We start from the raw sequence: 14,207 nt of genomic DNA on the forward strand, positions 1-14,207 counted from the left end.
TGTGAAAAAATGAGTCCAGCTTTCGGTTTCATTCCTGTAGATAAAATGGTAGAAATTGAACGTTGTTTGGCTGTATTTTTAGGAATAGTAAAATAAAAATTGGATTTCTTTATCAGATAGTTTTATTCATATATCTTCTTTATCCATATGGATGACGTCGTTTCCTTCATCACATGCATTGGGAGAGGCGTGTGGATCAAGGGTATCGTCTTTGTCTGGTGTGGTATTTGCTACGTTTTTGGCAGCATCTTCTTGGGCTTTATCAAAAAGTTCACAGTCTATTTTTGTTGTATATCCACCCGTCTTATCAAGCTTGTGTTTGACACTTTTGATGCGCCATTCTGCTGGAATATAGGGGCGGAAAGGGGGCTCTTGAACAAGCTTTGCTTCTGCTTGCACAAAGGGATCACCACCAATATCACATGAGAAAGAAGATTTCCCACGTGATGACTTATTGCGATAAGCAGTAATAGCCGCAACCGCTTCTGATTGGTTATGGTAGGTATATTTGAGTTCGTGAAAAGGTTCTTTACCAACCTTGACTTCCTTTTTCTCACCAGTGCGGATATCATGATAGCTTGCAAGTACACCGCCCTTTTTCTCTTCTTCTTGCTCTTTTTGTTTGGGTGTTTCTACTGCTGTCACTGTTTTGGGTAAATTGGGGACATCATTTTTATCCATATGGATTACATCTTCACCTTCCTCAATTTCCTCTGGTTCCCTTGCATCAGCGGCGGCTTTTTGGTCATCTCCCGCATCTGTTGCTAAGCCATTGGCTGCTCCTGCTTCATCTCGTGCACTGTATTTAAAATCCCAAGAGGTACAGTGTTTTTCATGGATAACAACAATAGGGAGCGTTTCATCGGTAATGGCTTTGCCTTCACCCCGTTTGGCAAGCACCAATTTGCCATCAACGGGTTTTGCTACCGCGTCATATTCTTCTGCAAGGCGCGTGGCAAAAGCCATATCACTTTCTGCCGTTTGATCAATATGGCGCACAACAAGTTTTGCAAGATTGGGATCTACTTTTGCTGTATAGCCATTGCGCTGTGCTATCTCTTGAATGATATTGCCAAGAGTTTTCTGGTGATAAGATTGACTTTTGGGTGTTCTATAAGATGTGTTCATAGAAGCAGCGCGCCCTGTAACACTTAAGGTTTGTGGTGGGCTGCTTACAGAGATTTCATCAATCAAATAGGCTCCCATATCGCGGTTTTTGCCACCTTCATAACCAAGAGTGACAGAAATGACTGTTCCGATGAGAGGAATATCAAGAAAGCCGTTATCACACTCACGGGCGCGGTCATCAAGCTCTATGGTGATACGGTCACTTTTGTCTTCTGCTTCATCGGTAATTTCAATAGACAAAACATACTCCATGAGAGTTCTTGTAATATCCTCTCCATTTGCCATCACGATGCAAAAAGGTTTCATGATTTGCTACCCCAAATCCTGATCACTGGCGTGGCTTTGGGATAGGGGAGGGCTGGCAAGAGGATTGTGATGCCTGCTTTTAAGATGGGTCCATAGTCTGCAAGACCAAAATTAGCTGCATAAACGCGTTCAACAGCAAGGGCTTGTTGCCCCTTGGCGTAGTATTTCCAGCAAATGGCATCAACCATATCGCCTTCTTTTGTCATGTAAAGATCACTCATTGCTCTTCACCATATTCTCTCAAATTGACGGTAAATTCTTGTTTTTTAGGCGCACCATTTTGGTGAAAAACACTTTGCTTTTCTTTTACAGAAAGGATGACAAACTTGCCCAAAATCTTGCCCTGACCCGTCACAAGGATATGAGGTCCCTCATGTGCCATTTGCCGCAAATATTCCAGTTGTCTATAACCGCCTTTAAAGTCTGGATAGATCACACCGGTTAGAGAAAATTCCGCATTTGCAATAGCTGGCAATTGAAGAGCAGCTTTACGCCTCAATCGCCCTTGCGTCACCCATGGAATGTCATAGGTCATATCGAGGGCTTGATAGGCTGCTGTTTCAATAGAAAAGATAAAACTACCCAAAGCTAACATCATGATGTTTAATCCGAAAGACTAGAGGCTATAGCCAAGCGTTGCTGTTGAGCATGGCGTTCAAGGGCTTGACTGACTGCGGCATGGATGTCTTGTGGAGAGCTATTGCCTCCTGAAATATTTAAATTTGTAATGGTTACGGGAGCGTTTACTTCTGTTGGCTTATGCACCATAATGGGTTCTGAAACCTTGAAAGCTTCAACTTGTGCATTTGTAGCTTCTGTTTTTCCTGTTTGGACCGCGTATGTATTAAAAGCACTCCTGTCTTTTCCAGATGGAGTATAGGGAACAATTGCTGTATCAAGCATTCTTTTTGCTCGTGCATTGGTTTCATCGGTAAAGGTTTTAATGGTTTGGGTTGAATTTTTATCGATTGTAGCACTAAATCCTGACTTTTCTCTCATCCAGTTTGGCATCCAACTGGTTAATTTATTTATTTGATTGCTAAACCAATCGGAGAGAGCATTCCATTTGCTTTTAATGCCATCCCACAATCCTCCAATCAGATGGGCACCTGCATCCATGAGATTGACTCCAAACAACCACTCAATCAATGCATTGATTTTTGTTGCAATCCAAGAGAGGGGTGAAAAGTTTTTAAACAGAGTAAAGAGGTTATTAAAAACATTACTGCATAAATTAGCCAAAGAATTCCATAAGTTGCGTAAGAAATTCATGACTGTATCCCAATTTTTATAAAGGAGATATCCAGCACCTACAAGGGCTGCAATGCCAGCCATTATCCAGCCAATAGGTGTGGTCATGATTGCGACACCAAGCGATATAAAAGCAGAACCAACGGTGGTTATTGCTGGAATGAGTGAAGCTACAAGCGTTAAGGCAAGACCAGCAATTGCAGAAGCAGCTGGTGCCATTGCCGCAATGAATGCCCCAGTAAGAATTGCTCCAACTGCGGCCAAAGATGCAGCTACCCAGCCATTGAGTTTATGCCAATATTTATAGAGTACAACAAGTGCCGCAATACCGCCAATGAGCCAACCGATAGGTGTGGTCATAATAGTATAGCCAAGGGTAACAAAAGCGGCTCCCACGGCTGCTAATGCGGCAATGAGTGGACCAAAAATAAATGAACCAAGGGCTACAAGACCTATCTTAAAGAGGGTTATTTCACCAATCAGAGGTTCTAGCCATTGGAACCAGCCTTTAATCCTCTCTGTAAGATCGCTGATACCTTTTCTCAAATCAGAGGTAGGATCAAGCAAATCCTTCAAAGTTTGTTTTAAGGTTTTTGCCCAGCTTGCAACGGTTGTTTGGATAAGGTCACGGTTTTCATCAATCAATTTTGAAAAACCATCAATCATATCATTGATCACAGGCATGAAACGTGCGCCAATAAAGCTCGCAATACCGCCTATTTTTTTCTTAAAAGCACCAAGCTTGTCACTTAAATCTGCTGCATAGCGTGCGACATCGGCACCTATCAGCCATTTTCCTTTCCTCGCTTTTGCAAAGAGTTCTTTAATGGGCGCCATGCCTTGTGAGAGCATGGATGCCATTTCCTTACCATCTCCACCAAACAGTAGGGCAGCAATGCGCTGTCTTTGTGCTTGATTTTTCATCTTACTCATTTTTTCGGTAATTTCTTCCAACAAAACGGAGTTTGATTTGAGTTTACCAGAAGCATTTTTGACAGAAATACCAAGCGCTTCAAATCCCATAATGCCTTTTTGTTGTCCGGCATATGCTTGCGCAGAACGCCTATTTAAAACCGCCAAGGATTGTTGAAAGAGTTCGGCAGAATATCCTGAATTATCAGCAGCATCGCCCCATAATTGGAGCGCTGTAACACTCATGCCTAACCGGTGTGATGCATGATAAAGACTATTCCCCATATGCATAGTTTTCAGGGTGACGGCGGTTAAACTTGCCACAAGACCATCACCAGAAAGCCCTAGGACACTGGTGAAGATTGAAGCACGATTTGCTGCCCTACCAAGGGCACTTTGAACATTATTCAAACTTGCCGTCATATTTTTTACAGCAGCAGAAAAGCGAGGAATACTCAAACTACAGGATAATTTCTTAAAATGCTCTTGTACACGTTTGAGAGGTGCGGTGAGTTTATCTTCAAGAGTTAATTTTACCTTTGTATCAGTAACCTTAGTTGTTTTACTCATTTTGTCTTATACCTTTCTGCTGCTTGTTTTCGCCAGAATATGAGTTCTTGCGGTTCCATTTCCATCATCTCTGAAAGGGACCAATGGAACACAATGGCAATATCGGCGATCAGTTTAGCGGCGGTTTTCCAATCGAGATTTCCCGCCGTTTGGTAAAAGACTCCAAAATCTCTCCAATACTTGCCATATCGCCGCCATCAAGTTCGCCAACAGCCTCATACGGCCATCCAGAAAGACGTGCGATCATAGTTATTACTTGGTCAGTGCCTTCCTTTTTATCGATGGCTTGCATATCTTTTACTTTAATACGCCGTAAGGTAATTTCAGTACGCTCTTTTCCTTCAAATGTGATAGGAATAAGCAATTGATATGTAACAGTTTGTTGTATAGTCATTTTATAATCCTAAAATTTCTCTATGATCTGCCAATTGATCAATGCCGTTGAATTTTCTGACCATGTTGATGGCATCTATTTCAACGATTTCAATGTCTTTCTGAACATACTTGAAATATTGCAATGTGAATGTAGCTGTGGATGTTGCCTTGCTTCCTGGTTGCCATTCTGCCATTTCAAAGCCTTTGCAAAGCCCTCTCATGGTAATGATAACCCCTTCTGCGGGCGTCCCTTGGGCTTGCATTGAACTGCGCAAGGAGATGTCGACATCTGTGCGTCCCAACAGTGCCATTAATTCTGGAGAACAATCAGAAATGGTCATGGTAAGTGTGAGTGTTTCAAGACCAAGATCAACCTCAATGGGTGTGCCCATACCACCGCCACGGTAACTTTCAACGATCAAATTCAAGTTTGGTAGGGTGACACTTTCACACTTTGCTTGATAGGGAATGCCATCGACATAAATGTTAAAATATTTCAAAACTCTTGGTAAAACGGGTACAGTCATTAAAAAATCTCCTCTAGGTAATCATTGATGATTTGTGAACGGAAGGTGATGTGTTCTGCTGGTGTTGTTGGTGTGAATTCCACATTGAAATAGACTCTGCCATCTTCAATGGCACTTGCTGTATTAAGCTCTGGATCTGGTGTGCAGCGTCCACCAAGAATGGCACCTTGTGCTTTTAAATCGCGCAAATAAGCATTGACGCTTTCACTCACATCATTCAGATAGGTCTTTTTGATATTACGATCGACTGCCCATAGATGTCCGCGCAAAATGGCATCGTTAATCATATCTGCAGTGCGTACCACGGATAAAAAGGCAAATTTTGTATCGCTTGAAAGTGTGCGATTGCCCCAGAGGCGATAGCCGTTTTCACGAATAATGGTTGTGATGTTTTGTTCGTTGAGAAGATTAGCGCGGCTTGCGCGATCACCAATGGAAAAATCAATTGGGCGCGCAGTTCCTACAATTCCATTGATCACTTTATTGGAAGGAGAATGCCAAAAGCCATTGGCAAAATCCGTTTTAGCAATGACTCCAGCAACCGCTGCACTTGCTGGCTCTTCTAAGATCTTGCCATTGCGATTGACCTTTACAAATGGATCAATGAGAATAGCGCGTTTTGAATCAAAATCCTTTGCTGCACTAAGGGCTGCTTCATCTGTTGTGTTTGGAGCATCAAGCACCACAATGGCGCGCAAACGTTCTGCAATGCCAATCAATTCTGCTGCTACAGGGTTGGTAGTTGCACCAGTTTCATCGCTTTCAGTATTCACGCTGGAAGGGCGTTGATGCGTAAATCCTGGAGCAATGAGAATGCGTGGTGTTTGTCCCACAATGGATTGTGCTCCAATGAAAGCATGAACGCCTTCATAAGCGCCATTTGCGTTTACACCACCTAGAATATTGGTGAATGTCGCATTTTCATTTTCACCTTCTTTTACACGGACGACAACGACAATAGCCCCCACTTGCTTGAAAATGAGATCAAGGGCATTGGGTAATGTACCCCGTCGTTTGCCTGTTTTGTCCAGTTTTGCAGCTTGTGAAAGAGAGCCTGCGACCAAAACCGGTGTGTTAAGAGGAAAAGCTTGTTCATCTGCATCGGGTGCTGTGCCGATAATTCCGATAACGCCAGACTGAACTGCACGAAGAGGGCGTGTTCCATCATCAATTTCGATGACTTCAACGCCATGTAGAAAACCTGTTGCCATTTTATACTCCTTTAAAATATTGGTTAGTTGAAATGAATATGAAAAAATGAGAGGCAAAGAGCCGCTCTTGAGAAAGGTTTGTTTTCAACAAGCACTTTCTTTTTATAAATATCTTGACTTAGTCCCAAAACGGTACTAAGATTAATGAAAATCAGGATACACTTATGAAAATTGTTAAAATCTCCACATTTCAAACCTTTTTGGCTCGATATCTTGATTCTGAACAACCGTTAAAAGCATGGATAGATGAAGCTAAAAATGCGCAATAGCGTTCTCCTCATGACATTAAAGAGAAGTATAAAAATGCCAGCATATTAAAGAATAATCGTGTTGTTTTTAATATTAGAGGCAATGATTATCGTTTAGTTGTTTCAATCTTTTATCCAGCAGGTTGGCTTTATATAAAATTTATAGGGACACACAAACAGTATGATGCAATTGATGCTAGTACTGTAGAACTAAAGGAATTTAAGAAATGAATATCAAACCACTTCGCACTGAAAGAGATTATCAAGAAGCTTTAGAAATTGTGTCTGCAATGTTTGACAATCAACCTAAAGAGAATACTCCAGAATTTGATCAAATGGAGGTTCTTATGTTGTTGATTGTAGCGTATGAAGCAGAACACTATCCTGTTTCTCCTCCTCACCCGATTGAAGCTATTAAATTTAGAATGGAACAAATGAACTTAAGTGCTAAAGATCTCGTTCCTGCGATTGGTCATTTAAATCGTGTTTATGAAATCTTGAGTGGTAAAAGAAAATTAACACTGCGCATGATTAAAAACTTGCACCAACAGTTCAATATTCCACTAGAAAGTCTGATAGCTTAGGTTTTATACTGATTTATTTTTTTGAAAGATTTTTAAGGGGGTTCAAAAGGTCTTCAAAAATTATTGAAAGACCCTTTAATATGTATTATTTCTTGTTTTAGAAATCACAATTTGTAATGATAAGCTCTTTAGCGGGAACTGCATTATTTGAGGTGTGACACAAATAAAGTGTGTTGACCTTTTTAAAGGTAAATTGACTGAAGGTTTTTCGGACTTCTGGCACATCGTTTAAAGACAATAGAAACTTTCCTTTTAATTGTGCAAGGAGCGCAGACATCATCTGGTAATCTTCACGCTTAAACAAATCCTTTCCGTAATAATCCTCAACACCCCAATAAGGCGGGTCGAGGTAAAACAAGGTGTTTGGACGGTCATAACGCACAATAAAATCAGTCCAGTCTAAATGTTCAATGGTAACACCTGCTAAACGGCGGTAAATAAGCTTTAATAAGACCTCAAGTTTCAAAGCATTAAACCGGGCACCACGGTCTGTTTCAACTCCAAACGTACGATTGGCGACCTGACCACTAAAGCTTAACCGCTGTAAATATAAAAACCTTGAAGCCCGTTCTAAATCCGTAAGCGTTTCTGGATTTTGTGACCGTAATCGTTGAAACTCCTCACGGCTGCTTATTTGAAATTCCAAAAATTCTATAAAGGGGTGATAATGGCGTTGTAACACCCGAAAAAAATTCACCACATTTCCTAAACGATCATTGATAATTTCAGTAGGGGGTATCAATTTTCGTCTAAAGAATATTCCTCCCATGCCAACAAAAGGCTCGGCATAAATGCTATGCGGAATATCCTCGATAATTTTGATAATGGTTTTGGCTAATATTCTTTTGCCACCAATATAAGCAGCAGCTGGTGAGATGGGTTTAACAGATTTTAATTTTTCTTTGTGAAGTATGTCCATCATTTTTTTACACTCTTCCATCTATATTAGCCATCTTCTCACTGTTTCCAAGTGATAAGAAGTGGCTGCGATGTTAAGTTGTCTTACACCGGGCGGGTTTGTCGCAAAACTTTCTCCCGTTGGCTGGGTGACCAGCCCAGCCTCTATTTTTGTTCTTTCTTTGATTTGGAGTTTCTAGGATAATTTCTGTGGGTATCCACTATGATTTCTGATAGCGATGGGGTATCAGAGCGGATTGCCAAGAGCTGTTCATCTCTTTACAAAATTTGGGAGTAGAAGAGGGGATACGCTATGATTTCTGGGCATTCTTCAAGAGATCAAGAATAATTTCAGTTATAGCGCGGATAGACGATTTACTTTTGTTGCCATTTTTCTCTCCAAATCAATGAAGAGACAATAACAATCATCACCATGCTTCATAAGACTGACACTGTCAGTCAAAAAGTCCCTTTAAAGGGCTTTTAAAGGACTTTAAAGAAAGAAAATCATACAAGCCTTTAAGTTCTTATACAAGCATTGCTCATATAGCTTAGACTTGGTCGTCTTTCTCTTGCGGTTCTTTTATGGGGTCTACGGGTGCATCTGTTTCTGCCATTTCAGTAGATGAGAGCTGTTTTGTGTTTTCATCCACCACGGGAGGAGAGAACACTCCATCCTTATAAGTCCAGCCAATTTGCGCTTCACTTGAGAGGATAGCCTCACCATCAAAGGCGTGAACATAATTCTCAGATGCGACAATAATATTTGTTACCACACCATTTTCAACAACTGCATATTCCATCAATACCTCCTAGATAAAAAATTTCAACAATATTGCGCCATTTCCACCATCACCACTGTTATAATTTTCTGCGTCCTTTCCAGGAAAATAACCGCCGCCACCGCCACCAGCGTCAGCTTGATTACGACCACCTCTACCCCCTTTCCCACCTTTGTCACTTTCACCGCCACAGCCGCCGCCGCCATTACTAGATCCGCCGCCGCCGCCAGCGCCACCAAAAAGAGAGCTTCCGCCGCTATAGCTTCCGCCATTTCCACCATTCCCGCCAGAAAAAATAAAGTTTTGAATGCCGGAGTAACCTCCTGTTCCTCCTGCTCCTACTGTCTTTGTAACTCCGCTACCGTTAGAGCCTATACTCCCACCATTGGCAATGAGAACGTCTTCAATAATCGTTGCACCACCACTACCATTTTTACCACCACGACCAATTTGGATATTTTTTGCTTTTCTAAACTGAGCTGCTTTGATTTTTACGCGGACACATTGTCCTCCACCGCCTCCACCTCCACCGTAGTAGGTATATGTAGTACGGCCGTTATAAGTATTTTTTAACCAACCTCCAGTCCCTCCACTGCCGCCGCCCCCCCATGCCCATATTTCTACATTTGTGTCATCAGTGACACCTTCAGGAAAGGGTATAGAACCACTTTCTGTCATAAGAATTTCAATTGTTTTTTTGACTAATGAAGCTATTAATCTATCTACTTGTGACTTGGTATAAACAGCTTCACCATCAACTTTAAGTGGTCCCTTCAATGTACTTCCCGTTGCACTTAAACGTGTCACCACTTCACCATTATGGGTAAGGTTAAATGATGAATTGCTCAAGAGTTCCAAATCGCCGCCAATGGTGACTTTGTTAGTAAATTTATTATAACTTTGCCATTCATTGGTTTGTTTTAAATGCCCATAGCTGATCAGATCTTGGTTAATCTTGGCTCTAAAATCATCAAGCCCCACGATATCTTCTGTTTTATGTTGATGTGGACCTAACAGCGAGATGACACTGCCAAAGGTAAAATGATTGTTGCCTGCTTTGTAGAGAATATAATTGTTTGCGGCATCTTTTGCCCCCTCGAGGTCACTTAAATCAGCAAAAGTAAAAGTTTTATCGGCTGGCATCTTGCCATTGAGGGCTGTTTCAAGACCATTCACATCACTTATCCTATGGGTATGCTGTAAAGGCGCTTTGTTGTCTGTTTTTTCCTCAACAGCCGTAAGAGCTTGATCAATTTTGGTGAGGTTTTCACGCAAGATGGGAAATTCAGAACTGATAAAACGCCCTTCTTGAGGCAATTCCATCTGTAATTTTTTTGTTTGTGTCATTGTTTTTACTTCTATGATATGATGCTTGCGTTAAAGTGTTGCCTATCGCCCTCGTCATAGAGCGATTGATAGGGGGCATTTCGCTTGCTGGGCTATTTTGTATCTTTTTGGGAATGGAATCTTTTTTGTAATCCTAGTCGATGTCTCTTCATATATGGAGAGCGACAGGTATGGCAGTGTTACATCAAAAAAAGTTTGATTTTATTCTTAGATAATTGTGTAAAGAAATTCATTGTTATCTGAAAAAGACATGCTTGTTGTGTGGGTAAATATTATTTTTCTGCTTCATTTGGTTTTTATCGTCGTTTTTGATAAAAAATCGCAACAACACTGCGCCGTTGCCACCATCGCCACCAGAAGAGGTTGTTGCGTCTGTATTCGTTATGCCATCTTTCCCAGGGAAATAGCCGCCACCGCCGCCGCCGCCACCACCGCTGCGATAAAACTCCCCATTACTTCCATTGCCTCCATTGCCTCCTTTTCCACTCAGACCTCCTTGTTTTTGAGTGACATCTAGATATTGGCTGCTTCCACCGCCACCGCCACCGCCAAAGATGGAGCATCCGCCTCTGCTGGAGCCATGATAAGTGGCATTTAGATGGCCACCACCGCCACCGTTAAATTTTCCTTGATCTCCATCTACATTTTTGTTTCGGCCTATAAGGAAAAATAAAATGTCTTTCTTTTTACCGAAACTGCCGCCATCACCACCAGGGGCACTCTCTCCTGCACTTCCTTTATTGCCATCGCTACTGCTCTTGCCATCATTACTGTAGCCGCCGCCGCCGCCGCCGCCTGCAGTGAGAAGTCCTGGAATAATGGTTTGTCCGCCATTTCCTCCCATGGTGTTTTTACCGCCCTTGCCACCACAGCCAATTTGAACATTTTTGGCACTTTTAAGCTGGGATCCTTTGACTTGCATATATGTGCAACCGCCACCACCACCGCCACAGCCATAATAGTTACCCCTACCGTTGCCGCCGCCACTGCCACCGCCGCCAGCTCCCCATGCCCATATTTCGATATCGGTATCATCTGTTGTGCCTTCAGGCCAGGGGAGTGTACCGCTTTCTGTTATGAGGATTTCAAGGGGAGTATGTGTGGTGATTTTTGTTATTTTCTCAATTTTATTGTGTATATCTTGAAGGGCAGCGGTTGCTTCAGTTTTTGTATAAATTTCTTTGCTGTCAACCGTTGCGGGGCCTTTTAATGCACTGCCTTTTGTACTGAGTTGGGTAACAATTGTGCCGTTCTGTTTTAATATTAAAGAGGCAGTCTGTGATAATTCAATGGTGTTTGAAAGAGTAACTTTTCCCTTAAAATCATTGGCTGCTTGCCATTCATTGGTATGTGCTAAATGCCCATAAGCACTTTCAAGTCCAATGATATCTTCAGTTTTATGTTGGTGGCTGCTTAACAATGAGAGAATGCTGGCAAAGCTGAACCTGTTGTCACTGGATTTGTAGAGAATATGACCGTTGACAGCATTTTTTGCCCCTTCGATATGGCCTAAATCTGTAAAAGTGAAGGTTTTGTCTGCTGCCATTTTGCTCTTGAGGGCTGTTTCAAGATCTGTGATATCACTGATGGTGTGGTTGTGTTGTGAAGGTGCTTTTTCTTCTGAATTTTCCTCAATATCAGAAATGGTTTGATCAATTTTTATTAGATTATCACGCAAGATAGGAAATTCAGAACTGATAAAGCGGCCTTCTTTGGGCAATTCCATCTGTAATTTTTTTGTTTGTGCCATCGTTTTTACTTCTATGATATGATGCTTGCGTTAAAGCCTTGCCTATTGTCCTATCATCGAGCAATTGATAGGTGCTTAACTTACTTGAGACTTCTTGCGTTGTTGTTTGTAAAACTCGCTATGTCTGCGCCATTTCTCTGCATTATTATTATGCTTCCTAATGCGAGGGTGTTTTCAGCAGCACTACTTGAATCGATAACAAAGCTGTTTGTGTCAGTATGAGTAGGTATAAAAAATGAATTTTCGGGCCATGAATTGCTCTGTACTGTTTGGTCTTAGATAAAAAATCTCAATAATACTGCGCCATTGCCGCCATCGCCACCTTTTTCTATTGTGCCATTTTCGCCGGGGAAGTATCCACCGCCACCGCCGCCACCGCCATTATCGCTGTAGATGTCGCCATTGCCGCCATTGCCACCTTTACCACTGATGCCGCCTTGTCCACGGCGGGGATTGTGTCCATCACAGTTGCTGCCACCGCCACCGCCACCGAAAATAGATATTCCACCATTTCCGTTATAACTACTATTGCTGTCAGAGTCAGTTTTGGAACCTGTGTTGCCACCGCTACCGCCACCAAAAGTAGAATTTGCGCCATTATAGCTATAGCTATCTTGGTTAGAGTTGCCACCAGATCCGCCACCACTGTAGTTATAACTAGCATCACTATAATTCCCACGACAGTTGCTCCCACCGCCGCCGCCGCCGCCTGCAGTGAGAAGTCCTGGAATAATGGTTTGTCCGCCATTTCCTCCCATGGTGTTTTTACCGCCCTTGCCACCACAGCCAATTTGAACATTTTTGGCGCTTTTAAGCTGGGATCCTTTGACTTGAATGCGTGCGCAACCGCCGCCGCCGCCGCCGCCGCCTCTTCTTGCGGTGAGAGTTTCTGGAATGATGGCTTGCACGCTATTTTCACCCGTAGCGCTTTTAAGCTGAGGTATTTCGGCTGGCATATAACATATGCTATTATCACCACCGCCACCACCACCACCTGCACCCCATGCCCATATTTCGATATCGGTATCATCTGTGGTGCCTTCAGGCCAGGGGAGTGTGCCGCTTTCTGTTATGAGGATCTCAAGGGGAATATGGGTGGTGATTTTTGTTATTTTCTCAATTTTATTGTGTATGTCTTGAAGGGCAGCGGTTGCTTCAGTTTTTGTATAAATTTCTTTGCCGTCAACCGTTGCGGGGCCTTTTAATGCACTGCCTTTTGTACTGAGTTGGGTAACAATTGTGCCGTTCTGTTTTAATATTAAAGAGGCAGTCTGTGATAATTCAATGGTGTTTGAAAGAGTGACTTTTCCCTTAAAATCATTGGCTGCTTGCCATTCATTGGTATGTGCTAAACGCCCGTAAGCATTTTCAAGCCCGATGATATCTTCGGTTTTATGTTGGTGGACATCTAACAGTGAGAGAACACTACCAAAGGTAAAATGATTGTTGCCTGCTTTGTAGAGAACATAGTTGTTTGCGGCCTCTTGTGCACCCTCGACATCCCGTAAATCCGTTAAAGTGAAGGTTTTGTCTGCTGCCATTTTGCTCTTGAGGGTTGTTTCAAGATCTGTGATATCATGGATGGTGTGGGTGTGTTGTAAAGGTGCTGTTTTGTCTATTTTTCCTTCAATATCTGCGATGGCTTGATCAATTTTTATTAGGCTTTCACGCAAGGTTGGAAATTCAGAACTGATAAAGTGCTCTTTTTGAGGCAATTCTATCTGCAATTTTTTTGTTTTTGCCATTGTTTTTTACTTCCATTTCTTGCGTTTAAATGGTTTCTCTTGACTGAATAGAAGAACTCCTGAAAAGAGGCTTTATTCGTGAGAATCTTTGGTTTCTTCTGCTTTTTTTGCTTTTTCAATAACGAGGTTTGTTTCTTTCTCAATAACGGGAGGAGAGAATTTCCCATCTTGATAAGTCCAGCCAATTTGTGCCTCACTTGATGGGATGGCTTCGCCATCAAAGGCGTGGACATAATTTTCTGATGCGACGATAATGTTTGTGACTACACCATTTTCAACAACTGCATATTCCATGAATCTCTCTTTTCTTATCTCAATAAGATTGCTTCGTTAGCGCTACTGCTATTACTATTGCTAGCAGATTTAATTTTCACTGCTTCTGCTGCCTTTCTTATTTTAACAATAATGCGGTTTTGCTCACTTTTTTCATTTTTTGTTTTTTCCATCTGTTTCTTTTATCACAATATGCCGGCGCCAAAATCACGCACCATGGACCGCGCCGCCGGTCCACCGGTAAGGGTGAGTTTAAGGCGTGCTTGTCGTGCTGTTTTGTCGCTGCTCACAAATTTTCGCT

General features: G+C 42.1%; 16 protein-coding genes and 2 pseudogenes. 3 read left to right on the plus strand and 15 right to left on the minus strand.

What is annotated here, in order from left to right:
• Window positions 1-96: pseudogene (locus PVV64_RS10470) on the plus strand (type II toxin-antitoxin system PemK/MazF family toxin); the annotation flags it as partial.
• 30 nt (window positions 97-126) lie between these two features.
• Here the strand turns inward: PVV64_RS10470 and PVV64_RS09095 are convergent.
• The 8 genes from PVV64_RS09095 to PVV64_RS09130 are packed head-to-tail and all read right to left on the minus strand — an operon-like array spanning window position 127 to window position 6,280.
• The gene (locus PVV64_RS09095; protein WP_273760707.1) at window positions 127-1,434 is read right to left on the minus strand and encodes a phage late control D family protein; all 1,308 of its coding nucleotides are present in this window, start codon (window positions 1,432-1,434) and stop codon (window positions 127-129) included.
• Complete coding sequence (locus PVV64_RS09100) at window positions 1,431-1,655, minus strand: tail protein X (RefSeq protein ID WP_273760708.1); 225 nt, start codon at window positions 1,653-1,655, stop codon at window positions 1,431-1,433. Before PVV64_RS09100 ends, PVV64_RS09095 begins: the two co-directional genes overlap by 4 nt.
• Window positions 1,652-2,032 (minus strand): phage tail protein, encoded by a 381-nt coding sequence (locus PVV64_RS09105; RefSeq protein ID WP_273760709.1) that lies wholly within the window; start codon window positions 2,030-2,032, stop codon window positions 1,652-1,654. The genes PVV64_RS09100 and PVV64_RS09105 overlap by 4 nt, the downstream gene beginning before the upstream one ends.
• A gap of 5 nt (window positions 2,033-2,037) precedes the next feature.
• Complete coding sequence (locus tag PVV64_RS09110) at window positions 2,038-4,167, minus strand: phage tail protein (RefSeq protein WP_273760710.1); 2,130 nt, start codon at window positions 4,165-4,167, stop codon at window positions 2,038-2,040.
• Complete coding sequence (locus PVV64_RS10575; RefSeq protein ID WP_075320635.1) at window positions 4,164-4,280, minus strand: GpE family phage tail protein; 117 nt, start codon at window positions 4,278-4,280, stop codon at window positions 4,164-4,166. The genes PVV64_RS09110 and PVV64_RS10575 overlap by 4 nt, the downstream gene beginning before the upstream one ends.
• Window positions 4,277-4,561: a phage tail assembly protein gene (locus PVV64_RS09120; protein WP_273760711.1), complete on the minus strand. Its 285-nt coding sequence runs from the start codon at window positions 4,559-4,561 to the stop codon at window positions 4,277-4,279. The genes PVV64_RS10575 and PVV64_RS09120 overlap by 4 nt, the downstream gene beginning before the upstream one ends.
• Before the next feature lies 1 nt (window position 4,562).
• Window positions 4,563-5,069 (minus strand): phage major tail tube protein, encoded by a 507-nt coding sequence (locus PVV64_RS09125; protein WP_273760712.1) that lies wholly within the window; start codon window positions 5,067-5,069, stop codon window positions 4,563-4,565.
• Window positions 5,069-6,280 (minus strand): phage tail sheath subtilisin-like domain-containing protein, encoded by a 1,212-nt coding sequence (locus PVV64_RS09130; RefSeq protein ID WP_273760713.1) that lies wholly within the window; start codon window positions 6,278-6,280, stop codon window positions 5,069-5,071. The genes PVV64_RS09125 and PVV64_RS09130 overlap by 1 nt, the downstream gene beginning before the upstream one ends.
• A 164-nt stretch (window positions 6,281-6,444) precedes the next feature.
• Between PVV64_RS09130 and PVV64_RS10580 the strand changes: the two are divergent.
• A pseudogene (locus tag PVV64_RS10580) lies at window positions 6,445-6,759 on the plus strand (type II toxin-antitoxin system HigB family toxin).
• Entirely contained in the window at window positions 6,756-7,112 is a 357-nt protein-coding gene (locus tag PVV64_RS09140; protein WP_273760714.1) for a type II toxin-antitoxin system HigA family antitoxin, read from the plus strand. The pseudogene PVV64_RS10580 and the gene PVV64_RS09140 overlap by 4 nt, the downstream one beginning before the upstream one ends.
• A 97-nt stretch (window positions 7,113-7,209) precedes the next feature.
• On the opposite strand, the gene PVV64_RS09145 is transcribed toward PVV64_RS09140, so the two are convergent.
• The 7 genes from PVV64_RS09145 to PVV64_RS09175 form a co-directional block, all read right to left on the minus strand.
• Window positions 7,210-8,031: a DNA adenine methylase gene (locus tag PVV64_RS09145; RefSeq protein WP_273760722.1), complete on the minus strand. Its 822-nt coding sequence runs from the start codon at window positions 8,029-8,031 to the stop codon at window positions 7,210-7,212.
• A 529-nt stretch (window positions 8,032-8,560) separates the two neighbouring features.
• Entirely contained in the window at window positions 8,561-8,812 is a 252-nt protein-coding gene (locus tag PVV64_RS09150) for a hypothetical protein (RefSeq protein WP_273760715.1), read from the minus strand.
• Between the two features lie 9 nt (window positions 8,813-8,821).
• The gene (locus tag PVV64_RS09155) at window positions 8,822-10,138 is read right to left on the minus strand and encodes a Bgr_08870 family protein (RefSeq protein ID WP_273760716.1); all 1,317 of its coding nucleotides are present in this window, start codon (window positions 10,136-10,138) and stop codon (window positions 8,822-8,824) included.
• A gap of 235 nt (window positions 10,139-10,373) precedes the next feature.
• Entirely contained in the window at window positions 10,374-11,888 is a 1,515-nt protein-coding gene (locus PVV64_RS09160) for a Bgr_08870 family protein (protein ID WP_273760717.1), read from the minus strand.
• Between the two features lie 275 nt (window positions 11,889-12,163).
• Window positions 12,164-13,633, minus strand: a complete 1,470-nt coding sequence (locus tag PVV64_RS09165; RefSeq protein WP_273760718.1) for a Bgr_08870 family protein — start codon at window positions 13,631-13,633, stop codon at window positions 12,164-12,166.
• A 72-nt stretch (window positions 13,634-13,705) separates the two neighbouring features.
• Window positions 13,706-13,927, minus strand: coding sequence for a hypothetical protein (locus PVV64_RS09170; RefSeq protein WP_273760719.1), 222 nt, complete (start codon window positions 13,925-13,927; stop codon window positions 13,706-13,708).
• 14 nt (window positions 13,928-13,941) lie between these two features.
• A complete protein-coding gene (locus PVV64_RS09175) occupies window positions 13,942-14,079 on the minus strand; it encodes a hypothetical protein (protein ID WP_273760720.1) in 138 nt (45 codons plus the stop codon).
• Window positions 14,080-14,207: the final 128 nt, after the last annotated feature.

Source organism: Bartonella sp. ML70XJBT.G, assembly GCF_028618575.1.
In the GTDB taxonomy this organism is placed as follows: domain Bacteria; phylum Pseudomonadota; class Alphaproteobacteria; order Rhizobiales; family Rhizobiaceae; genus Bartonella.